The following is a 24,386-nucleotide window of genomic DNA, read 5'->3' on the forward strand; positions in this document are numbered from 1 at the left end:
AAAAGTGTAGGATTGAGGTAGTATAAGTCCAAAATAGCGATAAGTCAAAGTGGAGGGATTTGCTTAGATTTTATTTTGCGTATGTTTTTTATAGATTCTAAGATTTTGCGTAGTCCCTTTGCGCAGTTTAGTTTTTAGTGAATCTTTGTTTTATGAGGGATTTTGTTGTCGAGGGGAGTTTGCTATCTTTAGGTTATAAAACTATTTTTGGTGGGGGTTTGATTCTTGTGGTTTTTACTAAATTTTGGCTACAAGGTCTAGTAAGTATAAGATTTGCTCTTATAGATTGTTTGTGATTCTATTTATACCATAGCGATTATGACGGATTTTTAGCTTGATTGCTTTAAGGGGCAAGATTAGCAAATCGCCTCTTTTGCGCCTTTGCCAAGACTTTTGACAAAAATAAAATAGCTCAAAGGCAAAGTTATAATCGCTTGGGATTAGTTTGTGCAAATCGCAAGATTTGCCACCACAAGATTCACCACTAGATTCGCCAAATTTACGCGATTTCAAAATCTCTTTTGGATTCTTACCAAAGACTTTTGCCACCACAAAAGGCAACGCAAAAAATCCAAGCGGATTTTTTACACATTTTAGCAAGTAAATCGCCACGCAATTTTCGTAATTCTTATCGCTATTTGCGCTTAATCTCTCAAACTCGCTTTGCAAAATGTCCGCAAATTGTGGCGTTTTTAGCGCGACTTCCCACCAAAGCAAACTAATATTTTGTCCTTGCACATTGCAGATTTTTGGATTTTGCCACTGTTTCGCACAAGCACTTGTAAAGTGAAAAATCACAGGATTTTTTAATGCAAAATCCATCTCTTTGCGCGTGTAGTCAAATTTGAAATGATTGGATTCATCATTGCAGATACTTTGCAAAAATGCGCGTGGCAAGATGTTGAATTCAAAAGGAAGTTTTAGACGATTTTGCTCCACTATCACAGCATTTAGCGTATCTTGGTCATGCATATCCAAATGATAATTTGCCATAACCTCAAAGCATTTTTGCACAATATTTTGTTTTTTCCATTCGGGTAAATTTAGCAGTAAAAATCCCGCATTAAAATGCGTCCCTGTGAAATCAATATCTCTAAAATCACTTCTCTTAGCAATTAGTTTTGGTTTTTTACGCAATGAATTCCTTACAATATAGTCCTTTACCACGCCCACGCATTTTTCACCCATATCAAGCGCAAATAATTCCCTCAAATCGCCCACCACAAGCATATCAATGTCTAAATACAAGCACACGGCGCAATTTTGTGGTATGAATTGTGGGATAAAAAAGCGAAAATATGTCAAATAGTTACCATTTAGGCGTGGAAGTCCGCTAAATAGCTTGTCATCGCAAATATGAATGTAAATCTCACAAGGATAGATTTTGGCTAAATCTTTGGCAAGATAAGTAAACCTAGTGCGTGAATCATCACTCAAAAAATCACTAATTATGTGAAAAATATAGCCCTCGCGCCTCTCATCATCACTTAGTGAATCATAATCACGCTTTGGGTAAGAATCTAAATGAGAATTTGTAGAATTTCTTAATGAACTTTTAGGATTTAAACTCTCTCTCTCTCTCTCTCTCGTTTGCGGCAAAGAAATCTCTAAATCGTTTTGCGCTATCTGTGCTTTTGATAATGCTAGTTATCAACACAGCGGTATATTTCGCATACGCTTCATTGGCACAAAAAGATATGTGAAACATTATAAAATCCTTTGTAATGTTTAAATTTTATGAAATTTCCCGCCAAAAAAAAAAAAAAAACGACAAGCAAAAATAACATAAAAAAACTGAAGTAAAAACTACTAAGAGCTAGATTCTACAAATCTAGCTCTTAGGTAATCTTTTTTAGAGATAGGTAAAAAAAATGAATTTTTATGATTTTTGTATTTTTTTAGCTACTTTCTCCACTACGAGTTTCTAGTTTTTCACAAACTCAATAGTAGCCATTTGTGAAGCATCTCCACGCCTTGTGCGAGTGCGGTTGATACGAGTGTAGCCACCTTTGGTATCTTTATAGCGTGGAGCAACTTCTGTGCATAGTTTTTTGGTAGCGGATTTATTTTGCAAATACGCATACACAAGTCTATGTGCGTTAAAATCCCCTACCCTCGCAGTAGTTACAAGTTTTTCTATATAAGTTTGCAATTCTTTTGCCTTAAATACGCCTGTTTCAATTTTTTCATTGTCAATAAGCGCAATAGCAAGGTTTTTTAACAATGCCTTTCTATGCGAGCTTGTCCTACCCAATTTACGATAGCCGTGATTATGCCTCATTAGATTCTCCTTATCTTGTTTTGCCGATTTTTTTGTTAAACGCTGCTTGGACTTCTGGAGGTAGATTTGAGCCAATAGGATAGCCAAGAGAGCTAAGTTTTTCAGCAATCTCATCAAAAGATTTTTTGCCCATATTTTTGATACCTTTTAGGGTTGATTCTGGCATCATAGCTAGCTCGCCAATGTATTGCACACCGATTTTATCAAGGCAATGAAAGCAACGAGTGCTAAGGTTTAGGGTGTCGATTTTGATAAGCAAGGTTTTTAAGTCAATCGGGTCATCTGGTGGAAATTTTATATCTGGATTTAGCACTGAAACTTCACTGCCAAATATATTCATATGAGCCTGTGCGATAGCAATAGAGTTTTTAAACACATCAAGTGGCTCTACTTGCCCATCTGACTCAATCTCAAAAACAACTTTTTCATAGTTTGGATTATCATCCACAAGAACATCTTGAATTTCGTAGATGACTTTTTTGACAGGTGTAAAATGTGCATCCAAAGGAATAAGCCCGATTTCGCCCGTGAAATCTTTATCCTTGCGCACTAAGTCATTTGGCTTAAAGCCGATAGAGCGCTTCACTACAAGTGAGAAGCTAAACTTCGCGTCTTCATTGATAGTGGCAAGATGAGCCTCTTTGTTTACGACATCAATTTCATCAGTAACCAAATGTGCACCTTTCAACTCCATAGGTCCTTTGAAATTATAATTAACGCGAATAGTATTTTGTAATTCTTTAGATTTGCTAGCAAAGCGAATTTTTTTAAGATGCATAATAAAAGGAGTTACATCTTCAACCACGCCACGCATAGAATCAAACTCGTGAGAAACGCCATCAATATGCAGCATAACAGGTGCATAGCCCGGCGTGCAAGATAGCATAAGCCTGCGCAACGGATGCGCAAATGTGATAGCATAGCCCGGCTCAAAAGGCCACACACTTACACGAATACGATTTGTGCCAATGTCCTCTACTAAAATCTCATTTGGAATGTGAGGAACTGTCTTAAAAATATCCATATTACCACCTACTTTTTTGCATTATTTGGAATACAACTCAACGATAAGTCTCTCTTCGATAGGAATCACAACTTCTTCTCTTTGGGGATAGCGCGTGAAAATCCCAAACTTCTTATCTTTATCAACATCAACCCACGCTACGATTCCGCTTTGAGCACTCAAATCAAGTGCGCGAACAACTTGTGGATTATTTTTTGTTTTTTCTTTTAGCTCAATCTTTTGCCCCGCTTTGACTATGTATGAGGGAATATCAAGCCTCTTGCCATCGACTAAAATATGCCCGTGTGTAACAAGCTGACGAGCATTTCTCCTAGTGGTGGCAAAACCCATACGATACACGACATTATCAAGCCTTCGCTCAATAAGTTGGATAAGATTTTCACCCGTATTGCCCTCTAAGCGATTTGCCTCCACAAAAATAGAGCGAAACTGCTTCTCTGACACCCCATACATTGCCTTTGCTTTTTGTTTTTCACGCAGTTGCAATCCATAGTCCGAAATCTTACCTCGCCTTTGTCCGTGCTGTCCGGGCGCATAAGGACGCTTATCAAGCGCACTCTTACCTGCTAGTCTCCTCTCTCCCTTTAGTGCCAAAGACACACCAAACCGTCTCTCTAGCTTTTCTACTGGTCCTCTATATCGTGCCATATTACCTCCTTACACTCTTCGTCTTTTAGGTGGTCTGCAACCATTGTGCGGAAGCGGTGTAATATCCTTTAGCCAAAGCACCTTGATGCCCTCTGTCGCACCAACACTTTTTATCGCTGTCTCTCGTCCGCTTCCCGGTCCTTGCACCTTGACACCGACTTCTTTCACACCGTGCTCTTTTGCTTTAGCTAGCGCACTCTCTACTGCTTGTTGCGCTGCGTAAGGGGTGGATTTTTTACTCCCCTTGAATCCTAGCCCACCAGCAGTTGCCCAGCAGATGACATTGCCCATTTCATCGGTAACAGTTACATTTGTATTGTTAAAGGTTGCAGAAATACACACAATCCCTCGTGCGATATTTTTCTTTACAACCCGCTTTTTATTTGTAGTGGTTTTTGCCATATCTTATCCTTGTATAATACTCAAATATTATGAGCTTTTTGAGCCCACAGTCTTGCGTTTGCCCTTTCTAGTGCGAGCATTATTTTTTGTCGTTTGTCCACGCACAGGGAGTCCTTTTCTATGCCGCAAACCACGATAGCTCCCCAAATCCATTAAGGATTTTATATCCATTTGCACTTTTTTGCGCAAATCCCCCTCAACAACATAACTCTCTTGTATTTTCTTTGCAATCACGGAAACTTCGCTTTCGCTGAGATTATCAACTCGCTTATCAAAAGAAATATTTACAGCGTTTAAAATATCCCTAGAACTCTTCAGCCCTATGCCATAGATATAAGTAAGCGCATACTCAACTCGTTTCTTTTTTGGCAAATCTACACCAGCAATTCTCGCCATTTTTTATCCTTGTCTTTGTTTGTGTTTGGGTGTGGAGCAAATCACTCTTACCACGCCTTTTCGCTTGATAATCTTACACTTATCACACATTTTTTTTACCGATGGTCGCACTTTCATTTATATCACTCCTTTTTGTGTCAAAATTTGTGCCTATCATTTTTGAAAACCGAGATTTTACCCAAATTTAGTTTAAAACACGCTTATTTTCACTTATATCGATAAGTGATTCTACCTTTGTCCAAACTATATGGGGTAAGCTCAATCTTTACTGTATCCCCGGGCAAAATCTTAATATAGTGCATTCGCATTTTGCCTGCAATATGACAAAGCACGATATGTCCATTATCAAGCTGCACACGAAAAGTCGCATTTGGCAATGCTTCAATCACTTTGCCATCGACTTCTATGACATCATCTTTTGCCAATCTAACCTCCTTAAGCTGTTGTTAGGATTCTAGCTTTGCCACTTTGGATAGCGATAGTATGCTCATAGTGGCTACCATTTAGCCTATCTTTTGCCACCACTGACCACTTATCCTCCAAAATCACAGGCTCGCCATCTTTTTGCGCTATCATCGGCTCTATGCAAAACACCATTCCTTCTTTGATTTTGGGACCTTGTTTTGGGTTTGGGGATTCTAGGTAATTTGGTATTTCAGGCTCATCGTGTGGCTTCCTGCCTATACCGTGCCCACAAAACCCTTTCAAAGGCACAAATCCTTTTGAATGGATAGCTTCTTCTAAAAACGAACTTAGCTCTTTAAAATGCAAGCCCACCTTGATAAAATCTATCGCTCCATAAAGCGTATCCTTGGCGCAAGCTATAAGTTCCTCATCTTTTTTGCTAATCTTGCCAATCCCCACACTTACCGCACCATCGCCATACCAACCATCACACTCCACGCCCAAATCAATGCCTAAAATATCGCCCTCTTTTAATTTGTAGTTTGTAGGGATTCCGTGAATTATGACTTCATTTAACGACAAGCAAGTGGCATTTGGGAATCCATAAAGCCCCTTAAACGCAGGTTTGCCACCACTTTGTAAAATGTGATTTTCCACCATAGAATCTAGCTCTTTTAAGCTAACTCCTGCCTTAGCGTTTTTAGAAGCAAAGTCTAGTGCGCTAGCTACGATAGCAGATGACTTCGCGATAGAATCTATCTCTTTTTTGCTACGAATGATGATAGCCAAACTAGAATCCCACCGCGCTAAGCGTTTTATATTTATTCATATAGATTTGTGCTTCTATTTTGCGCATCGTATCAATAGCTACTTGCACGACAATCAGCACTGCTGTCCCACCAAAATAAAATGGAACACCAAGTAACTTTACCAAAATCCAAGGTAGTGTAGAGACAAGTGCAAGATACAAAGAACCCCACAAAGTAAGATTATTTGCCACAGAATTCAAAAACGAAGATGTCCCCTCTCCCGGTCGCATACCGGGGATATATCCGCCTTGTCGCTTGAGGTTATCGGCAATGTCTTTTGCATTAAACACAATAGAAGAGTAAAAATACGCAAAAAACACCACAAGCACAAACATTAAAATATTGTAAAAATATTGATTTGGATTTAGAAAATCTGAAATAGCTTGGAGATATTGATTGCTAGAGGCCTGCAAAATCGTAGATGGAAACACCAAAATCGCGGAAGCAAAAATGGGTGGAATCACGCCACTAAGATTTAGCTTGATAGGAATGTAATTCATAATACGCTTATTTTGGTTTTGCATAATGACTTTGCGAGCATACGAAATGGGAATCCTGCGCTCTGCTAGTTCAATATACACGATACAGCAAATCGTAGCAATGATAATCACAGCAATAAATATGAGGCTAAGGATATTGATTTCGCCTGTATTTACTAGCTTAAATGTCGCAGCTACAGCACTTGGTATCCCAGAAACGATACCGCCAAAAATGATAAGACTAATGCCATTCCCCACACCTCTTTGGGTAATCTGCTCACCTATCCACATAAGTAGCATAGTCCCCGTAAGCATACAAAATACAGAGATTACCAAAAATTCACTCATATTGATAAGTATCGCACCATTGCTACCACCACCGATACTACGCAAACCAAATGACACACTAATGGCTTGAACGACGGTAATAAAAATAGTTACATAACGAATAATCTGCATATATTTCTGCATACCGTCGCGCTCTTTTTTCATCTTGCCAAGTGCAGGGAAAGTCGCCGCAAGTAGTTCCATAACAATAGAAGCAGTAATATAGGGCATAATACCTAGCGAGATTATGCTTAATCGTTCTACCGCATTCCCGCTAAACATATTAAACAACCCTAACGCATTGCTTTGGTTGGTATCAAAAAAATCCTTGATAACAACCAAATCAACCCCGGGAATAGTGATATATGCCAACACCCTATATGCAAAAAGAAATGCCAAAGTGATTAAAATCTTGTTAATGATTGTTTTATTCATCGCTTCTTACTCTTTTTTACCTTTCACTCTTTGCAAACTTATATGAATGATAACCTTTAATCGTCTTTTTGGCTAGATTTTGATTTGGTATGTTTAGCATTGCTACCACTTAGCGAGATTCTATCATCTTTTATTTTGCTAGAGAGCGATTGCGCTCCCTTGCCGATAAGTTTGACTAAAATCTGCTTTTTTGACTTTTTTATTACTTCTTTTGTGTTTTTGCTCACAGTTTCCTTTTTTTGCGTTTTTTTTGAGATTTTAGCAGTGCCTTTAGAGTCAGCAATATCCAAACCACGAGCAAATGTAGGAAGTTTATGCACAGAATGGATAGATTCTATACTGATTTGTGATAATTCAGCGACTTGCTTGATTTTGTCGACATTTATTGTGTATGGCTTTTGCACCCGACTCGCAAAGCCCACTTTTGGCAATCGTCTTTGCAATGGTTGTTGCCCCCCCTCAAATCCCCTCTTTGTCTTATAGCCTGTTCGCGCAGTTTGTCCTTTACCCCCTCTAGTAGAAGTCTTACCCATTCCACTACCCTGTCCGCGCCCTACTCGCTTAATATCCTTAGTGCTACCGCTAGCAGGTTTAATTAGATGTAGAGAAGCCATTTTTTCTCCTTATGGATTTGATTTTTATGCTTTGATTTTTGAAAGAGCATCAAAAGTCGCCCTAACGACATTGTAAGGATTGCTAGAACCTAACGACTTAGTAAGAATATCTTTTATCCCAGCCAACTCTATCACAGGTCTAGCAGAACCACCAGCAATAACGCCCGTTCCCTCACTCGCAGGCTTTAGTAAAATTCTACTAGCATTGTATTTGTATTCTATATCGTGAGCGATAGTTGTGCCTTTGACATTGACTTTGATGATATTTTTAAACGCATCATCAATGGCTTTTTTTATCGCATCGGGCACTTCTTTTGCCTTGCCAAGTCCAAAGCCCACAAGCCCATTGCGATTGCCTACTACTACAAGCGCGTTAAATCGTAAGCGTCTGCCACCTTTTACGACTTTGGTTACACGCCCAATATTTACAACAACCTCGCTAAATTCTTCTCTATTGATTTCCATTTCGTTTCCCTTTTATCATAGCTTATAGCGTGATGCCATTTTCTCGCAAAGATTCTGCAAATTCTTTGACAACGCCGTGAAATAAATAGCCATTGCGGTCAAACACTGCACTGCTAACACTTTTTTTTTGCAAATCTTTAGCAAAAATACCGCCAATTTGTTTGGCATTTTCTTTATTGTTGCCAAGCTTTAATTTTCTGCCATCAACGCTTGCGATAGTCATACCTACCGTATCATCAATAGCTTGGGCATACAGATATTTATTGGAGCGAAAAATAGTGATTCTAGGGCAAGACTTCGTGCCTGAAATTTTACCACGAATACGAGCTTTTCGCTTAAGTCGTAGTGTCTTTTTTAGTTCTAAAATCTTTGATGTCATTTTGCTATCCTTTTACCTAATTTTATATCTGTCATTTTTGTATTGTGATTCTACTATTTTTTAGCAGTTTTGCCCGCTTTACGGATAATAGTTTCATCAATATACTTAATCCCTTTGCCCTTGTATGGCTCTGGCGGGCGAAATTCGCGAATTTCTGCAGCTATCTGTCCGATTTGCTGTTTGTCGCTACCTTTGATGATGAGCTGATTTTTATCCACACTCATTTCCACACCATCAGGAATAGGATACTTTATGGGGTGAGAAAAACCAAGAGCAAGTTCCAATGTTTTACCAGCCACAGAAGCCTTGTATCCCACACCATTTATCTCTAGCGTCTTGCTAAAACCACTTGTAAGCCCTAGCACAATATTGTTTGCCAAAGCCCTATAAGTGCCCCAAAACGCCCGAGACTGTGGAGTAGAATCCACCGCGCTAAAAGTCAGCTCTTTGTTTTGCAAATCAATTTTTACTCGCCCGTGAGTCTCTAGCTCTTTACTTGCTTTTGCGCCTTTAAATACAATCCTACTCCCTTCTACACTTGCTTGAATAGAATCTGGGATAGATATAGGTCGCTTTCCAACTCTTGACATAATCGTTCTCCTTATGCTAACTATAACTTTATCAAAATTACCAAATGCTACAAAGTGCCTCACCACCAACATTTTGTCGATGAGCCTCATCATTTGAAATCACACCTTTACTCGTGCTAACCACAATCACACCATAGCCATTTTTAAATCGCTTTAATTCATTATGTCCTTTGTATACACGGCGTCCGGGCTTGCTTATGCGCTTAATTTCATTTATTACAGACTTGCCTCGCTCATCATAAGCAAGCTGGACAAGGATAGACTGCTTTCCGTCTTTATCGTTTATGCTATACCCCTTGACAAATCCTCTTGATTTAAACACCTCAAGTATAGAAACGACAATCTTTGCATAGTATAGTGTTGTGGATTCTAGTCGCCTCATTGATGCGTTGCGTATTCTTGTTATAGAGTCTGCAATAATATCATTTACCATTTTTACACTCCTTACCAGCTAGATTTTCGCAATCCGGGAATCAACCCCTCATTGCCCATCTTTCGCAAGCACACCCTGCAAAGCCCAAAATCCCTATATACAGAGTGAGGTCGCCCACATACTTTGCATCGTGTATAAGCCCTCACACCAAACTTAGCCTTTCGTTTTGTTTTTGCAATCATTGATTTTTTTGCCATTTTACCGTCCTTTTGAGAAAGGCATACCAAATAGCTCTAGTAGCTTGTATGCCTCTTTGTCATCTTGTGTTGAAGTGATTATGTTGATATTCATACCGTGCGTTACCATAATATCATCATAAACAACTTCAGGAAACATAAGCTGTTCATTTAGTCCGAAGCTATAATTTCCACGCCCATCAAAGCCATTTCTTGGCACACCTCTAAAGTCTTTCACGCGTGGCAAAGAAATCACAATGAGTTTTTCTAGAAAATTATACATTTGATTCCCGCGAAGTGTTACTTTCACACCCACAGGCATACCTTCTCTTGTCTTAAAGCTAGAAACGGATTTTTTTGCCTTGGTAATAATCGCTTTTTGTCCAGCTATGATTGAGATAGTATCCGCAATGTTTTGCATAATCTTGGAATCTTTTGAGTAATCCCCTGCACCAACACTGATGACAATTTTCTCCAATTTTGGCAACAGCATAGGATTAGTAATATCTAATTCCTTCTTAAGTTGTTCTTTTATTTCTTGGTTATACTTTGTTTTGAGTGCAAACATTGATTATTCTCCCTCTTTTTTGACATTGGAAATGTGCATAGGCATTTCCTTGTTTATAAAACCACCTTTTTGATTCTCATCATTTGGCTTGATAGCTTTTTTAGCAAGTTTGCAACCCTCTACAAGCACTTGAGCGCGTTTAGGATATACTGCAAGCACCTTGCCTACCCGCCCCTTATCATCGCCAGCGACAATCTTTACCATATCGCCTTTTTTGATTTTATACTTTATCATTTTTTGCTCTCCTAATCTTTCTTAAACACTTTTTATAGCACCTCTGGTGCTAGCGACACTATTTTCATAAAATTTGCATATCGCACTTCTCGGCTTACAGGACCAAAGATTCTCGTGCCGATTGGTTCTTTTTTGTTGTCCAAAATCACGGCAGCATTATCATCAAATCTCACTAGCGAACCATTTTGTCTATGAATCTCTTTTTTTGTTCTTACTACGACCGCCTTGACAACTTGAGCTTTTTTCACCTTACCATTTGGGATAGCCTTTTTTACAGAAGCTACAATCACATCACCCACGCTAGCATACCTTTTGTGGCTTCCGCCTAACACCTTGATACACATAATCTCTTTTGCGCCACTATTATCAGCGACATTTAGCCTAGTAAAACTCTGTATCATATTTTTCTCCTGTTCTTTTCTGTAAAGTCCAACTACACGCCAACTTGAACTATCTCTTTAAGATTGAAAGACTTTGTTTTAGAAATAGGCTTGCACTCTATCGCAGAGATGACATCCCCCACCTTGACTTGATTTTTCTCATCGTGAATAGTGTATTTTTTAAATCGCTTAACGATTTTGCGATACTTTGGATGCACCACCTTTCTTTCAACCAAAATCACAGCACTCTTATCGCCAGCTTTAGAGACTACTTTACCCTGTATAAGTCGCTTATGCGGTTGCTTTTGCGTATCACTCATTTCTTAGTCCTTTTTAGCAGATATTGCCGTATTTATCCTAGCAATATCCTTACGAACAGAAGAAATCTTGCTAGTATTTGTTAGTTGCATTGTTTTAAGCTGTAAGCGAAGCTCAAAAAGTTCATTTTTTTTGTCTTTCAGCATTTTTTGTAACTCGTTTTTTTCTTTATCTTTTATTTCAGTAAATTTCATTTTCACCCTCACTTGTGATGATTTTTGTCCTAAAAGGGAGTTTGCTTTGTGCTAGCATAAGAGCTTCTCTTGCCATTTGCTCTTCCACGCCCGTGATTTCATAGATGATTCTACCCGGTTTAATATTCATAACCCATTTTTCCACAGCTCCCTTACCTTTCCCCATCCTCACTTCTAGAGGTTTAGCAGTAAGTGGCTTATCGGGAAAAACACGAATCCATACCTTACCAGTGCGCTTGATATGCCTCGTGAGAGCAATTCTTGCAGCCTCAATCTGTCTAGAATCAATGCGTCCAAGCTCCAATGCCTTAATACCTATGTTTCCATAGGCTAAACTTGAGCCACGCATCGCTTTTCCACGATTGCGACCTTTCATCTGCTTGCGATATTTTGTTTTCTTTGGCATCAACATTAGCTTTGTCTCCCTCTTCTAGATTTATGACGAGAATCTTCGTAACCGTCCTCTTTACGCTCAGGTTGGATTCCTTTTTGTAAAATTTCACCTTTGAAAATCCACACTTTCACACCGATGATTCCATAAGTCGTATATGCTTCAGCAAAACCATAATCAATCTTTGCACGAAGCGTATGCAATGGCACACGACCCTCCATATACCACTCTGTCCGTGCTATTTCAGCACCAGCCAAACGCCCAGAAACTTTGATTTTTACTCCTCTAGCACCAGATTTCATTGCGGACTGCATTACCTTTTTCATTGCTCTACGAAACGCTACGCGTTTTTCTAGCTGTGTAGCGACATTTTCGGCAGCAAGTTGAGCATTCGCTTGAGGACGTTTCACTTCCTTGATATTGATAGATACTTCTTTGCCAATCTCTTTTTTGAGTGCTTCTCGCTTGATTTCTATATCAGCACCTTTTTTACCGATGATAAGCCCCGGACGCGCTGCAACAACAGTTACGCGAACTTTGCTAGCTGCACGCTCAATGATGATTTCACTCACTCCTGCATAATATAATTCTTTTTTTAGAAACTTGCGGATTTTATGGTCCTCTATAATGTTTGCGGGAGTTACTTTAGAGTTTGGAAACCATCGCGAAGTCCAATTTCGATTTATCCCCAGTCGAAGTCCTATTGGATTAACTTTTTGTCCCATAGCTATTTATCCTCATCTTTTTTTGTGGTTTTAGGTTTTGCCGTAGTTTTCGGATTGGTAGTTGAACTAGCCTTTGTTTCTTTGTTTGTCTTAGTAGCACTTTTCTGAGCCACTTTTTTTTGAGAATCATCTTGCTTTGTTTTTGTGCTACTAGTTTTTGTTTGGTTTGATTTATTTACCACCGAAGCGGTTTCATTGGATTCTATCTTTTTTGCAGATTTAACACTTTGAGCTACTTTAGAAACTGCCTTTTTAGAGTTTTTAAAAGAAGTCTTTAGCGTGTCAATTTCATTCTGATTCATCACTTCCACAAGTATATGAGAAGTTGGTTTGCGAATCGGTGTAGCCCTACCCCTAGCGCGTGGCATAAACCTGCGCAAAACAGGACCTGCATCTACTCTGCAAGAATGAACAATAGCACTTTTTGCTTCATATCCACCATTTGCTACGGCTGAAGCAATAACTTTCGCAATAACCTTAGCCGCTTTATTAGGAGTAAATTCTAGGCTTGCAAGCGCAATTTCTGCGTTCATTCCCTGCACTTCTCTTGCTACCAAACGAGCTTTTGTGGGGGACAATCGTATAAATCGTAATAATGCTTTGCTCATTTTCTACCTCTATTTACCAATTTTCTTTTGGACACTGCCCTTGTGCCCCTTAAATGTCCTAGTAGGCGCAAACTCACCGAGCTTATAACCCACATGATTTTCTGTGATATACACAGGCACAAACGCCCTGCCGTTATGGACATTGAAAGTAAGCCCAATCATATCAGGTAAAATTGTGCTTCTGCGCGACCAAGTCTTAATGGGCTTGTTATCTTTTGTTTCCTTGCTTTTAGCCACCTTTTTTGCTAAATGAAAATCTATAAAAGGACCTTTTCTAATCGACCTTGCCATTGTTGTTTCCTTTAATTATTTTTTCTTTCTTGAAATGATAAGTCTATCGCTCGCCTTTTTCTTGCGAGTTTTAAAGCCTTTAGCAGGTGTGCCCCAAGGCGAAACGGGGTGTCCGCTAGAGCCTGTCTTACCCTCACCACCACCGTGTGGGTGGTCTACTGGGTTCATAGCACTTCCGCGAGTTTGTGGGCGAATGCCACGATGACGATTGCGCCCTGCCTTACCGATAGAAATATTGATAAAATCCTCATTTCCTACCACACCGATTGTCGCCATACATTCCTCTAAAATGTAGCGCATTTCTCCGCTTGGCATTCTTAGGATAATGTATTTGCCCTCACGCCCCATTATTTGTGCGCTTGCTCCTGCGCTTCTAGCGAGTTGCCCGCCAGCACCGGGGTGCATTTCAATATTATGCACGATTGTTCCTATGGGGATAGCCTTTAGCTTCATAGCATAGCCTGTTTTTATGTCTAGTCCAGATTCTGCTGCGATAACCACGCTCCCTACACTTAGCCCACTTGGCTGCAAAATATATCGCTTTTCGCCATCGGGGTAAGAAATAAGTGCAATTCTACAATTTCTGTATGGGTCATACTCAATGGCTACAACCTTGCCCTCAATATTAAATTTATTGCGTTTAAAATCAATGATTCTATACAGTTTCTTTGCTCCACCCTCTTTGTGTCGGCTTGTGATTCTGCCGTTGTTGTTGCGCCCTGCACTCACAGACAGCTTTGTCAAAAGTCCTCGCACACTAGGTTTTGCAGTAATATCTTTTGAGCTAAGATTGCTCATAAACCTGCGGGAGGGCGTATATGGTTTGTAGGTTTTAATCGCCATTTGTTACTCCTAATCTTGTATCTTTAACTCTTTTACTTTTAGAAAAATCTAAGCAGTAAGTGCATCGATTTTTGCGCCCTCTGGAATCTTCACATAAAATTTCTTATATGAATTCCGTTGTCCAACTCTTCCTTTGAATCGCTTAACTTTGCCTTCTTGTCGCAAAGAATTTACTCTCAATGGCACAACGCCAAAGTATTCTCTAAACACCTCTTTTAGTTGATTTTTTGTTACTTTTGTGGAAGTTTGCACCACAAGCACACTTTTTTCCTGCAACGAAAGTGATTTCTCTGTGTAAAGGATAGATTTTATATCAGTTATATCAGCCATTATTTCCCCTTATCGCTAGAATCTAAAAACGCTTCAAGCACTGCTTTTTCAATAACGACACTATGAAAAGCAGCTACAAGGTAAGCATTCATCTCATTACCGTCAATAAAATAGCAATCTTGTAGATTTCTATATGCTAAAAATGTTTTTTCATCGGCAATACTTTGTGCCACAAACAGCACACTACGCTCGCCAATAGATTTAAACACACCAAACGCATCTTTTGTCTTGCCACTAGGAATACTTAGCGAATCCAGCACATACAGCTTTCCTATGCTTGCTTTTTGTTGAAGCGCACACTCTAGTGCTAGTCGCTTCTGTTTTTTGTTGATTTTTATCTCATAGTTTTTGTTGTTGCTCGGTCCGTGAGAAACACCGCCGCCGACAAACACAGGAGAAGTAATACTCCCCGCACGCGCTCTACCCCCACCTTTTTGTGCCCAAGGCTTCTTGCCACCGCCACTGACTTCGCCACGATTTTTTGCCTTTGCACCATTGGCTCTAAGCGAAGCTAGATAAGATTTTACATACAAATAGAGATTATGCTCATTTATATCTTTATATCGCTCGGGTAGAGCAATTTCACTTGCCTTTTTAAACTTATTATCCAAAACTATTGCACTCATTTGCCACCCCTAATGACAGAGATTTTACCCTGCGCACCATTATATCCAGCCACCGAGCCTTTTAGCACCAAGACAGAATTGTCTTTGTCAAAAGACACTACCTCCGCTTGCACGGTAACTTTTTCATTTCCATAGTGTCCAGCCATTTTTTTGCCTTTTTGGACGCGTCCTGGCCACTCTCTATTGCCGATAGAGCCCACTCTGCGATGAAATCGTGAGCCGTGAGCTGCAGGACCGCCTTGAAAATTCCATCTCCTCATTACACCGCTAAAACCACGACCCTTTGTGCAAAAAGTAGCCTTTACCCTTGCTGCACTTTCTAAGACAGACATATCCAAATCAATTGCCTTTGATTTATTTGCTTCTTTGTTTGACTCTGCCTGTCCATCCGTTTGTCCAGCTTGTTGAGCGTCGCCACTCACACGAAGCGTTACAAAGCGATTAAACTCTTTGCTTAGGCTATATTTCTTTTGTTGCCCTGCTATGGATTTGTTGTGTGCTTTACCTCTTGGATATGCCACTATGGCTTTCCCATTTTCTTGCGTATCGCATACCTTAGCATTGATGATTTTCAACAAAGTAACAGGAATACTAGGAGAACCTATCGTCCTACTCATTCCTATCTTTTCTACCAAAAATTCCATTCTTCTTTCCTTAAATCTATGACTTTAACTCACATAACCCACTAAAAATGCCTACTTACTCATCGAAGTAACTTCGACATCCACTTCAGGTGCTAAATCTAGCTTCATAAGCCCCTCGACTGTATCAGGCGTAGCAGACATAATATCTATGATTCTACTATGTAGTCGTATCTCAAACTGTTCTCGAGAGTCCTTATTGATATGTGGCGAACGAAGCACGGTGTATTTTTTCTTTTTGGTAGGCAAAGGTATCGGTCCACAAATCTCTGAGCCTGTGCGCTTCACTGCCTCTACTATCGAAGCTACCGAGCGGTCTAAAACCCTATGGTCATAAGCCTTAAGCTTAAGTCGAATCTTTTCCATAATATTTCCTCTATAACTTTAATCTAAGAAAATGTTGCGCCTACACTTATGCTACCAAATGCGCCTAAAACACCGATAAAGAACATCGCTAAACACTCCAAATAGTGCTTCCAAATAGCACACCGCCAAGCAGTATCGCAAAACAAAAGCGTAATTCTAGTGAAAAATAAAACTTTAGTCAAGACTTTTTGCCTATTTTTCGCAAAAGTTTTGTTTTTTTACTTCCTTACAACAAGGAATAAAGTAATAAACTTAAAAAATAAAAAACAAAGTTTTTTACAAGTTTTTTTTTAATCTATATTCTATTAAATTTTTACATTTTATAAAATCACAACATAGATTTAGATATAACCTTTTATGATATAATCCAAAAATATTTTTGCATTTTTTCCTATTCTTTTACACTTTTGCGCTTTCTTGAGCGATTCTCAAGTAAATTTTTAACTCTTCGAGGAGAAAAAAATCTATGGCTACTTTTGATAGGACTTCATTACCTAGCTTCATCTCTTACTTATCTTGCATACCACATAGATTTAGCGGGAGGGGGGGGGGCGATATAAGTATCCTCTAAATGCGCTAGGTTTATTTTTTCTTAATCTCTCCTGCCATTTTTTCTTGCCATTCGTTTTTTTATTTCTCCTCACTTCTTGTGCTTCCAAACCAAAATACATAACAGATTCTAGTGATTATACTTCCTTTGGCATTGATTACCACGACATAGAAAATATGCTAGATGACAATGTAAAATCATTTTTAGGCTCTGATTTTGTGAAAAATTTAGAGGGTAAAAAAGTCCTTGTGATTGCGAATATAGAAAATCTAACAGATGATGACATAGATATAGAGCTGCTAAGTCGCAAATTTGCAAGGCAAATCCGCAATAGCAAAAAGTTCGTCCTTACAAACGCTATCGCAGGAAGTGGCAGTAAAAAAGATAAAATGATAAAAGATTCTCGCGCTCTACGCAACGATGAAGAATACGACCAATACACCACCAAAGAAAAAGGAAACCTACTCTCGCCTGATTATTCTCTCGCAGGCAAAATCACGCAGCGCACAAAAAACATTGGCAAAAAGGTAAGAGTTGATTATCAGTTTTTGCTTGTGCTTACGGACTTAAAAACAGGCGTAGTGCTATGGGACAATGAGGAAATCATCTCAAAAGTCATAGCAAGGGATAAATTACAAGAATTTGATGGGATGGAATCTAAACAAAACAACACACTAATGAAAGATATGCAAAACCAACAGAAAAACAAACAATATTCCTACACAGGTGAAAAAACAAAGGAGTTTTTTAGAAATGCAGGGTATAAAGCAAAGGAGTTTTTAGCCAAATCTTACGATATGACAAAAAATTTTATTCTTGGTTTTGGACATAAAAATCATATAGTTTTAGGAATGGATTTGGGACTTGGTGGAGGGAGAATAAATATGCCTCCAATTGATTTTAAATTGATAAGAGTAGACAATAATTATTGGAGTGGTCCTACCACCAAAACAGAAAACCACACACTATATATGGACGACTTTGATAGTTCTCACATATTTATAATGCCAATCAATGTTCGTGTAGGATATTTGCGTGATATTGGGGAAAATTGGGCTTTTGCACTAAATTTTATTTATAACTATACTGTTGCTTCTTTTGATTCCTACAAACTAGAAGCAACTACTTATAGTATTGAGTTTGGAAGCAAAAAATTAACTTCTACAATCCAAAGACTTGGTGGTGAGATTTTGATTTATTACAAACTGCTAGAGAAACTTCATATTTTTGTGGGTAGTGGAGTATTGAAAGATATTAGCTCAAAATATAATCTTTCATTTGAAATTGGCAGTAGAGGTTGGTATGAAGACGATATATCTATAAATGTTCAAGGTCAAAAAAGATTCAATTTTGAATCAAAAATAGATTCTTGGTATCCTATTGTAAAAATTGGCGGGCTTTTTATTTTTGGTTACTTTGGCATAGATAGCACAATTTATTGTAGCTGGGCTACGAAAGAAAGAAATTATTTGGGAACAAACTGCGGAGTTTCAATAGGAGGTCAAATAAAATATTAAATATTTCTAGTTATTTCCATACAAAAGTTGTGGACTAAAAAAGTTAAATGATGCTACTTTTTGACATTGATGAAGTTTAAGAAATATTTTTACAAACTTCATCGTTTTTTTTTGTGTATTTCCCCCAAAACATTTTTTAGATTTTGCCTTATAAATTCTAGCTTTTTTGTTTAGTTTTTTACACAATTACCACATTGACTTGCGCAAGCTAGTAAGTCAATGCTTGTGCAAAAACACAGCAAACAAACGCCACAAGCCAAGCTAAAATCACACTAGATTCTAGCTTGCCCCATTTTAGGGATTTGTTTTTGCGAAGTTTTGTAAATTTTGATTTAGAAAATGTCGACTTAAAAATAGCCCCCTTAAGCCGACACAAATCTCATTACCCCAAATTTTCCTCTATTAGCTTATGAACTCGCGAGTTAAACTCTTTCACACTTTGCAAGCCGCCAGATTCTAGTAGCACCGCGCAGTCATAAAGCAGATGGGCACATTCTTGCACTTTGGCAGATTCCGCGCCTTTTAGCTTGCTAAATATGCTATGCGAGACATTGATTTGCAAAGTCTTGGGTGATTTTGGTGGCTCTTGCCCCATTTGTCGCATTAGATTTGCCATCATAGCGTTTGCCTCCTCGCCCACAAGCGCGATAGGTGAGCTCAAATCATCGCTTAGCTCCACTTCTTTTATCTCACTTCCCAAAGCCTCTTTGAAGTCTTTGATGATTCCCTCAAATTCCTTTTTCACACCCTCATCTATGCTGCTTTCTCCTAGCTCTTTTAGTGCTTCGCTTGAGGCGGCATCTTTTAGCGGGGTTTTGTCATACTCTCCCACACTTGGCATCACAAAGCTATCGATTTCATCGCTTAGAAGTAGCACGGTATAGCCCTTTTTGGCATATTTCTCCAAAATCGGTGATGCTTTTAGTAGCTCTTTGTTTTCGCCGATGAGATAGTAGATACTTTTTTGCTCTTTTTGCATTGCTTCTTTGTAGGATTTTAGGCTTACACTCTCGCTTAGCTTACCATCGCTAGCCACACTATCAAAGCGCAAAAGCTCCAAAATCTTTTCTTTGTTTTCAAAATCACTATAAAGCCCCTCTTTTAGTGCTTTGCCAAATTGAGTATAAAAAGTCTTATATTTTTGACTATCTTTTGCTATATTTGCGATTTCTCCTAGAATCTTTTTTGTCGAGGCGGACTTGATATTTGCCAAAATCTTGTTTTGCTGCAAAATCTCACGGCTGACATTTAGTGGCAAATCCTCACTATCAATAATTCCTCGCACGAAGCGCAAATATTGTGGCAATAGCTCTTTATCATCATCAGTGATAAACACACGCTTGACATATAGCTTCACACCACTTCTATAATCCACTCTAAACAAATCAAATGGCGCAACACTTGGGATAAAAAATAGCGTGGTGTATTCTAGGTTGCCCTCTACGCGCGTGTGGATATAGCTTAGTGGTTCGCTATTATCGTGTGCAAAGCCTTTGTAAAATTCCTTATAGTCTTCATCTTTTAGCTCATTTTTAGGGATTTTCCATATCGCTTTGGCATTGTTTAGCTGCTCGGTTTTGGATTCTTTGACTTCTTTTTTGTCAGCCTTTTTTGATTGTCCCTTGCCCTCATCACTACTATCCTCGCTTTTTTCATTGCTAGAATCCTCATACCTTGTTTCCTCATAAGTTAAAAAGATAGGGAAAGCAATGTGCTCAGAGTATTTTTTGATGATAGATTCTATCTCCCAGCGACTTGCGAAATGCTTCTCATCATCTTTTAGGTATAGCGTGATTTGAGTGCCGTGTGTGTCTTTTTGACAAGGAGTTATTTCATACTCGCCACTGCCATCACTTATCCAGCTATATGCCTGCTCATCTGCCTTGCCAGCTTTTTTGGTAGTTACCACTACTTTGCTAGCCACCATAAAGCTTGAGTAAAACCCCACACCAAACTGCCCTATAAGCGCGGAATCTTTCTTTTTATCCCCACTTAGTGCGTTTAGAAAGCTCTTTGTGCCAGATTTTGCTATCGTGCCTAGATTTTGAATCAGCTCCTCCTCGTTCATACCTATGCCAGAATCCGCCACACTTAAAATGCCCTTTTTCTCATCAAATGTTATATCTATGCGCGGACTAAAGGCGATTTGCTTATATCCTTCATCGCTGATTGTTAGGTAGTTTAGCTTATCAAGCGCGTCAGAAGCGTTGCTTACTAGCTCACGCAAAAAGATTTCTTTGTTTGAATAAAGCGAGTGAATCATCAAATCTAGTAGTTGCTTTATTTCTGTTTGGAATGCCATTTTTTTGCTCATTTGTAGCTCCTTAGGTAAAAATTTGGCAATTATAGCATTTAATTGATAAATATTTGGAAACTTTATAGCCATAATATCAAGTTTAGTTAGTCTAAAGATATAAAGTTTTTTATATACAAAAAGTCAAATACATAAAAATCCACAAAAACAAGTAGTCCCAAGTCTAGATTCCATCACACCCAAATATTCGCTCAAATCACGCAACACAGCGCAAAATCTGCTACAATAGCACGACTTAATCCATAAAACCTAATCCCACAAAATCCCCACAAAGAGTATCAATGCAAAATCGCAATCCTTTTTGCCCTTACTTAAGAAAAACCCCAAACAAATGCGGTGGTTGCGAAATAGACGCGCCCTACCCTACCCAGCTAGCCAGCAAAAAAGAGCGGATTTTAGAGCTTTTTGGCAAAGACTTAAATTGTGCGAATTTTCGTGTATTTGCCTCGCCAGAAGTGGGCTATCGCGCAAGGGCGGAGTTTCGCATTTATAGAGAAAGCACAGCTAACCAAAGCGCGACTGCTAAAAATCTAGCCCAAATAGATTTGGCAATGATGAGTAAGCAAAAAACCACAAAAGCAAATCCGCAAAAAAATCTAGCAAACAAAAATCAAACAAACAAATCAATCAAAATCCCTATAAAATCCTGCCCGATTTTGCTACCAAATATCAGCCTTGCGCTCAAATCTTTTATAGATTTGATAAATGATTTGGCACGAAGTGAAAACAAGCAAGACTATGAAGTGCTATCCAACAAGCTATATGCCATAGAAGCACTTGGCGTGGCAAATCCACCATTTTCTACAAAAACTACAAATGACTTAGATTTTGCCACCCAAAATTCTAATAGCGTGATTTTGACACTTATCTATCACAAAAAGCTAGATAAAAAATGGGAGCAAAAAGCAAAAGAGCTAAGCCAAAAACTCCCGCAAAATCTAGCCCTCATAGGACGAAGCAAAAACCAAAAAATAACTCTACAAACCGACAAACTACTAGAATCTATCACGCTAGAAAAAACATACATATTTTTGCGAAGCGAGGGGAGGTTTAGCCAGCCAAATGCCTATATAAATCTGCTAATGATAAACTTTGTCAAAGACGCGATAAAATCGCACAAAAAAGAGGATTTGTTGGAGTTGTATTGTGGCGAGGGCAATTTTTGTGTAAGTTTGGCTAGCGAGTTTAGGCGCATCCTAGCCACAGAAGTGGTAAAGTCCTCTATCCCAGCTTTGAGAGAAAACGCTAAAAACAATGGCATATCAAATATCACAGCACTGCGACTAAGCGGGGAGGAAAGCATAGAAGCATTGGAGGAAAAAAGGGAATTTTTTCGCGCTAGGGAGGTGGATTTGAAATCTTTTAGATTTTCACATATTTTGATAGACCCGCCAAGAAATGGGATTAGTGGAAGTAATATTAGTCAAAGCGAGATTAGCGGGAGTGAGATTAGCATAAGCAGTGTAAGTGCAAGCAAAAAAAGCGGAGGCGAAATTAGTAGTAGTGCATTCAGCGCAAATCAAACAAATAACAAAACAAGCACAAAAAATGCAATCAAAAATCCCTTGCAAAAAGCTAGAGAAATGCTAGATTTTATCGCCAAACACGACTATATCATTTACATTTCTTGCAATCCTTTAAGCCTAAAAAATGATTTAAGCATTCTGCTACAAACACATAAAATCACGCATTTTGGACTTTTTGACCAATTCCCACATACTCATCATATAGAATCCGCCCTAATCCTAAAAAAGCACCAAAAATAGCCACTTCACGCCAAACCTTGCCACGCTTTTTTAAAATATTTTTACAAACCACACCAATCAAACACCCACACTCCACAAACAAAAAATCTTAAAAATCCTCAAATTCCCTAACAAAAGCGCACCAAATCCTTATCCACCCCACAAAAATGTGCTATAATCCGCCCTATGTGTAACCAAGACCACCTCCAAAACATTTCTCTAACCTCGCTAAATGGCTACCTCTCGCGGAGAATCGAAGCATACATAGCCACGCTTTTGCGCCCTTATGGATTGGGCGTGGAGCAGATGATTGCGCTAATGATTCTTGCAAAAAATAGCGATATTTTTGGCGATGAGTGCCAAAAACACAAAAAAAATAGCTGTATGAATGTCTCCCAACTAAGTGAATTTCTACTAAAAGACAAAACCACCACTTCGCGCCTCATCACCTCCCTAGAGCAAAAAGGCTTTGTCAAAAAATGCTATGACAGCAAAAAAGACAAGCGAATCGTATATGTAGAGCTGACAAAACAGGGTGAAGAAAAATGCAAAGAAATAGGCTCTAGCAATGTAAAATCACAAACCGATGAGATATTTGAAAAAGCCCTAGATAAAAACGAGAAAGAAGCATTTAAAAAATTATTACTAAAGATTTTGGAGGTGCTAGATGAAAAAGCTAAATAAAGATTTTATCTTTTTTGTGCTGGCTTTTGGGATTTTTGCTTGTGCGTTGAGTGCCGCTCCAAACGCAACAAAACCTCAAAACACAGCACAAAAAGGCACAGCTATTGAAGCACTACCTATCAAGCAGGGCAGTCTAAACAAAAACGAATCTTTCATCGGCAGTGTGCGCTTCAAAGAAGTCAGCTCTATCGCTTCAAGCTCACAAGGCATAGTAAAAAGCGTGTTTTTTAGCATAGGACAAAGCGTAAAAAAGGGGCAAAAACTCCTAAGCCTTGATACAGATTTGCTAGCCCAAGACATAAGCATAAAACGCGCAAAAATCGCAGACGCACGCTACACGCTAGAGCGACAAAAAAACGAGCTAGAACGCTACAAAAACCTACTGCATTCCCAATCAATCTCTATCCAACAATACGAAAACTTAGAATACGAAATCAAATCTCAAGAAGCTAGAATCCAAGCCCTAGAGGGCGAGCTAGCTATCTCAAAAACCCAAATCGCCCAAAAAACTATCTACGCACCATTTGAGGGAATCATTGTCGAGCAGGGCGTGCGCGTGGGCGAGTGGGTGAAAGAGGGGCAAGCGATATGCCAAATCCTAAATTCTCGCGACACCGAAGTCATCATCGATGTTTCAAGTGCAGTGGTTGGCAAGCTAAGCCTAAAACAAAAAGTAGATTTGCTCATAGGTGGCAAATCTCACAGCGGGCAAATCTCCGCACTTATCCCCAAAGCAGATTCTCTCTCTCGAACCTTTCCTGTGCATATCGCTGTGCGAAATGATGGGAGCTTTTTGGACGGAATGGCAGCACAAGCAAGGCTTGACATCTCTGGACAAGCCCAAGAGGAGCAAAAAGGAGGACAAGCTGGATTCCTAGTCCCACGCGATAGTATCGTATATAGTGCTGGCAAGCCCCATATTTTCATCGTGCAGACTATCTCTCAAGCTATGCAAGCTAGAATCGTGCCTATCACTATCATCACTACTCAAGGCTCTTTCGCGCTTATCAAAAGCCTAAAACAACCACTAAAAGAAAACGACTTAGTCGTAGTGCGCGGACAAGATAGCCTAAAAGACGGCTCACAAGTGTGGATAACAAACCCCCGCAAAATCTCATACAAAGATTCTTACCCAAAATCTTAAAAGGGTAAAATCCCAAAAACCACACAAAAAGCAAATAAGAGCAAGAGAGAGATA

At 39.1% G+C, this 24,386-nt stretch carries 36 protein-coding genes; 4 read left to right on the forward strand and 32 right to left on the reverse strand.

All coding sequences use genetic code 11. The features are described 5' to 3' along the window. Window positions 1–279 precede the first annotated feature (279 nt). The 31 genes from HMPREF2086_RS10825 to rpsJ form a co-directional block, all read right to left on the reverse strand. The gene (locus HMPREF2086_RS10825; protein WP_023927888.1) at window positions 280–1,599 is read right to left on the reverse strand and encodes a glycosyltransferase family 8 protein; all 1,320 of its coding nucleotides are present in this window, start codon (window positions 1,597–1,599) and stop codon (window positions 280–282) included. Further along, window positions 1,556–1,708 carry a hypothetical protein gene (locus HMPREF2086_RS11555; RefSeq protein ID WP_023927889.1) on the reverse strand — a complete coding sequence of 51 codons (153 nt, stop codon included), beginning with the start codon at window positions 1,706–1,708 and terminating at the stop codon, window positions 1,556–1,558. Before HMPREF2086_RS11555 ends, HMPREF2086_RS10825 begins: the two co-directional genes overlap by 44 nt. 216 nt (window positions 1,709–1,924) lie before the next feature. After that, window positions 1,925–2,281, reverse strand: a complete 357-nt coding sequence (gene rplQ / locus HMPREF2086_RS06100; RefSeq protein WP_023927890.1) for a 50S ribosomal protein L17 — start codon at window positions 2,279–2,281, stop codon at window positions 1,925–1,927. Between the two features lie 10 nt (window positions 2,282–2,291). After that, a complete protein-coding gene (locus HMPREF2086_RS06105) occupies window positions 2,292–3,305 on the reverse strand; it encodes a DNA-directed RNA polymerase subunit alpha (RefSeq protein WP_023927891.1) in 1,014 nt (337 codons plus the stop codon). Window positions 3,306–3,326: 21 nt separating this feature from the next. Continuing rightward, complete coding sequence (rpsD, locus tag HMPREF2086_RS06110) at window positions 3,327–3,953, reverse strand: 30S ribosomal protein S4 (RefSeq protein WP_023927892.1); 627 nt, start codon at window positions 3,951–3,953, stop codon at window positions 3,327–3,329. Between the two features lie 9 nt (window positions 3,954–3,962). Beyond that, window positions 3,963–4,355: a 30S ribosomal protein S11 gene (rpsK, locus tag HMPREF2086_RS06115; protein ID WP_023927893.1), complete on the reverse strand. Its 393-nt coding sequence runs from the start codon at window positions 4,353–4,355 to the stop codon at window positions 3,963–3,965. Window positions 4,356–4,382: 27 nt separating this feature from the next. Further along, window positions 4,383–4,751, reverse strand: coding sequence for a 30S ribosomal protein S13 (rpsM, locus tag HMPREF2086_RS06120; protein ID WP_023927894.1), 369 nt, complete (start codon window positions 4,749–4,751; stop codon window positions 4,383–4,385). Between the two features lie 3 nt (window positions 4,752–4,754). Further along, window positions 4,755–4,868 carry a 50S ribosomal protein L36 gene (rpmJ, locus tag HMPREF2086_RS06125; protein WP_023927895.1) on the reverse strand — a complete coding sequence of 38 codons (114 nt, stop codon included), beginning with the start codon at window positions 4,866–4,868 and terminating at the stop codon, window positions 4,755–4,757. A gap of 89 nt (window positions 4,869–4,957) precedes the next feature. Next, window positions 4,958–5,176: a translation initiation factor IF-1 gene (infA, locus tag HMPREF2086_RS06130; RefSeq protein WP_023927896.1), complete on the reverse strand. Its 219-nt coding sequence runs from the start codon at window positions 5,174–5,176 to the stop codon at window positions 4,958–4,960. 10 nt (window positions 5,177–5,186) lie between these two features. Continuing rightward, window positions 5,187–5,945: a type I methionyl aminopeptidase gene (gene map / locus HMPREF2086_RS06135; RefSeq protein ID WP_023927897.1), complete on the reverse strand. Its 759-nt coding sequence runs from the start codon at window positions 5,943–5,945 to the stop codon at window positions 5,187–5,189. A gap of 1 nt (window position 5,946) precedes the next feature. Then, a complete protein-coding gene (secY, locus tag HMPREF2086_RS06140) occupies window positions 5,947–7,206 on the reverse strand; it encodes a preprotein translocase subunit SecY (RefSeq protein WP_023927898.1) in 1,260 nt (419 codons plus the stop codon). 56 nt (window positions 7,207–7,262) lie between these two features. Next, window positions 7,263–7,820: a 50S ribosomal protein L15 gene (gene rplO / locus HMPREF2086_RS06145; RefSeq protein WP_023927899.1), complete on the reverse strand. Its 558-nt coding sequence runs from the start codon at window positions 7,818–7,820 to the stop codon at window positions 7,263–7,265. Window positions 7,821–7,844: 24 nt separating this feature from the next. After that, window positions 7,845–8,285: a 30S ribosomal protein S5 gene (rpsE, locus tag HMPREF2086_RS06150; protein WP_023927900.1), complete on the reverse strand. Its 441-nt coding sequence runs from the start codon at window positions 8,283–8,285 to the stop codon at window positions 7,845–7,847. Between the two features lie 22 nt (window positions 8,286–8,307). After that, complete coding sequence (gene rplR / locus HMPREF2086_RS06155) at window positions 8,308–8,664, reverse strand: 50S ribosomal protein L18 (protein WP_023927901.1); 357 nt, start codon at window positions 8,662–8,664, stop codon at window positions 8,308–8,310. A gap of 53 nt (window positions 8,665–8,717) precedes the next feature. After that, a complete protein-coding gene (gene rplF / locus HMPREF2086_RS06160; protein ID WP_023927902.1) occupies window positions 8,718–9,254 on the reverse strand; it encodes a 50S ribosomal protein L6 in 537 nt (178 codons plus the stop codon). A gap of 37 nt (window positions 9,255–9,291) precedes the next feature. Next, a complete protein-coding gene (rpsH, locus tag HMPREF2086_RS06165; protein ID WP_023927903.1) occupies window positions 9,292–9,687 on the reverse strand; it encodes a 30S ribosomal protein S8 in 396 nt (131 codons plus the stop codon). 11 nt (window positions 9,688–9,698) lie between these two features. After that, entirely contained in the window at window positions 9,699–9,884 is a 186-nt protein-coding gene (locus HMPREF2086_RS06170; RefSeq protein ID WP_023927904.1) for a type Z 30S ribosomal protein S14, read from the reverse strand. A gap of 1 nt (window position 9,885) precedes the next feature. After that, the gene (gene rplE, locus HMPREF2086_RS06175; protein ID WP_023927905.1) at window positions 9,886–10,431 is read right to left on the reverse strand and encodes a 50S ribosomal protein L5; all 546 of its coding nucleotides are present in this window, start codon (window positions 10,429–10,431) and stop codon (window positions 9,886–9,888) included. A gap of 3 nt (window positions 10,432–10,434) precedes the next feature. Further along, window positions 10,435–10,665, reverse strand: coding sequence for a 50S ribosomal protein L24 (gene rplX, locus HMPREF2086_RS06180; RefSeq protein WP_023927907.1), 231 nt, complete (start codon window positions 10,663–10,665; stop codon window positions 10,435–10,437). 32 nt (window positions 10,666–10,697) lie between these two features. Further along, complete coding sequence (rplN, locus tag HMPREF2086_RS06185) at window positions 10,698–11,066, reverse strand: 50S ribosomal protein L14 (RefSeq protein ID WP_023927909.1); 369 nt, start codon at window positions 11,064–11,066, stop codon at window positions 10,698–10,700. Between the two features lie 32 nt (window positions 11,067–11,098). Further along, window positions 11,099–11,365: a 30S ribosomal protein S17 gene (gene rpsQ / locus HMPREF2086_RS06190; protein WP_023927910.1), complete on the reverse strand. Its 267-nt coding sequence runs from the start codon at window positions 11,363–11,365 to the stop codon at window positions 11,099–11,101. 3 nt (window positions 11,366–11,368) lie between these two features. Further along, the gene (rpmC, locus tag HMPREF2086_RS06195) at window positions 11,369–11,557 is read right to left on the reverse strand and encodes a 50S ribosomal protein L29 (RefSeq protein ID WP_023927911.1); all 189 of its coding nucleotides are present in this window, start codon (window positions 11,555–11,557) and stop codon (window positions 11,369–11,371) included. Further along, entirely contained in the window at window positions 11,544–11,969 is a 426-nt protein-coding gene (rplP, locus tag HMPREF2086_RS06200) for a 50S ribosomal protein L16 (RefSeq protein WP_023927913.1), read from the reverse strand. The genes rpmC and rplP overlap by 14 nt, the downstream gene beginning before the upstream one ends. Further along, the gene (rpsC, locus tag HMPREF2086_RS06205; RefSeq protein WP_023927915.1) at window positions 11,969–12,673 is read right to left on the reverse strand and encodes a 30S ribosomal protein S3; all 705 of its coding nucleotides are present in this window, start codon (window positions 12,671–12,673) and stop codon (window positions 11,969–11,971) included. Before rpsC ends, rplP begins: the two co-directional genes overlap by 1 nt. Before the next feature lie 2 nt (window positions 12,674–12,675). Further along, window positions 12,676–13,281, reverse strand: a complete 606-nt coding sequence (gene rplV / locus HMPREF2086_RS12520; protein WP_023927916.1) for a 50S ribosomal protein L22 — start codon at window positions 13,279–13,281, stop codon at window positions 12,676–12,678. Window positions 13,282–13,290: 9 nt separating this feature from the next. Further along, window positions 13,291–13,572: a 30S ribosomal protein S19 gene (gene rpsS / locus HMPREF2086_RS06215; protein WP_023927918.1), complete on the reverse strand. Its 282-nt coding sequence runs from the start codon at window positions 13,570–13,572 to the stop codon at window positions 13,291–13,293. A 15-nt stretch (window positions 13,573–13,587) separates the two neighbouring features. Then, window positions 13,588–14,415, reverse strand: a complete 828-nt coding sequence (gene rplB / locus HMPREF2086_RS06220; protein ID WP_023927919.1) for a 50S ribosomal protein L2 — start codon at window positions 14,413–14,415, stop codon at window positions 13,588–13,590. Between the two features lie 48 nt (window positions 14,416–14,463). Next, entirely contained in the window at window positions 14,464–14,745 is a 282-nt protein-coding gene (locus HMPREF2086_RS06225) for a 50S ribosomal protein L23 (RefSeq protein ID WP_023927920.1), read from the reverse strand. Next, entirely contained in the window at window positions 14,745–15,371 is a 627-nt protein-coding gene (gene rplD / locus HMPREF2086_RS06230) for a 50S ribosomal protein L4 (RefSeq protein WP_023927921.1), read from the reverse strand. The genes HMPREF2086_RS06225 and rplD overlap by 1 nt, the downstream gene beginning before the upstream one ends. Then, a complete protein-coding gene (rplC, locus tag HMPREF2086_RS06235; protein WP_023927922.1) occupies window positions 15,368–16,015 on the reverse strand; it encodes a 50S ribosomal protein L3 in 648 nt (215 codons plus the stop codon). Before rplC ends, rplD begins: the two co-directional genes overlap by 4 nt. Before the next feature lie 51 nt (window positions 16,016–16,066). Continuing rightward, the gene (rpsJ, locus tag HMPREF2086_RS06240) at window positions 16,067–16,378 is read right to left on the reverse strand and encodes a 30S ribosomal protein S10 (RefSeq protein ID WP_023927923.1); all 312 of its coding nucleotides are present in this window, start codon (window positions 16,376–16,378) and stop codon (window positions 16,067–16,069) included. 615 nt (window positions 16,379–16,993) lie between these two features. Between rpsJ and lpoB the strand changes: the two genes are divergently transcribed. Continuing rightward, window positions 16,994–18,445 carry a penicillin-binding protein activator LpoB gene (gene lpoB, locus HMPREF2086_RS11185; protein ID WP_084330318.1) on the forward strand — a complete coding sequence of 484 codons (1,452 nt, stop codon included), beginning with the start codon at window positions 16,994–16,996 and terminating at the stop codon, window positions 18,443–18,445. A 382-nt stretch (window positions 18,446–18,827) separates the two neighbouring features. Here the strand turns inward: lpoB and htpG are convergent, their stop codons facing one another. Beyond that, complete coding sequence (gene htpG / locus HMPREF2086_RS06250) at window positions 18,828–20,759, reverse strand: molecular chaperone HtpG (protein ID WP_023927925.1); 1,932 nt, start codon at window positions 20,757–20,759, stop codon at window positions 18,828–18,830. Window positions 20,760–21,040: 281 nt separating this feature from the next. Here htpG and HMPREF2086_RS10830 point away from each other — a divergent pair, with 281 nt between their 5' ends. From HMPREF2086_RS10830 to HMPREF2086_RS06265, 3 genes are all read left to right on the forward strand, one after another. Next, window positions 21,041–22,525 (forward strand): hypothetical protein, encoded by a 1,485-nt coding sequence (locus tag HMPREF2086_RS10830; RefSeq protein WP_023927926.1) that lies wholly within the window; start codon window positions 21,041–21,043, stop codon window positions 22,523–22,525. A 165-nt stretch (window positions 22,526–22,690) separates the two neighbouring features. Next, window positions 22,691–23,188 (forward strand): MarR family winged helix-turn-helix transcriptional regulator, encoded by a 498-nt coding sequence (locus HMPREF2086_RS06260; RefSeq protein ID WP_023927927.1) that lies wholly within the window; start codon window positions 22,691–22,693, stop codon window positions 23,186–23,188. Then, entirely contained in the window at window positions 23,172–24,332 is a 1,161-nt protein-coding gene (locus HMPREF2086_RS06265) for an efflux RND transporter periplasmic adaptor subunit (protein WP_023927928.1), read from the forward strand. Before HMPREF2086_RS06260 ends, HMPREF2086_RS06265 begins: the two co-directional genes overlap by 17 nt. The last annotated feature ends 54 nt before the right edge of the window (window positions 24,333–24,386 follow it).

Source organism: Helicobacter macacae MIT 99-5501, from assembly GCF_000507845.1.
Classification (GTDB): domain Bacteria; phylum Campylobacterota; class Campylobacteria; order Campylobacterales; family Helicobacteraceae; genus Helicobacter_B; species Helicobacter_B macacae.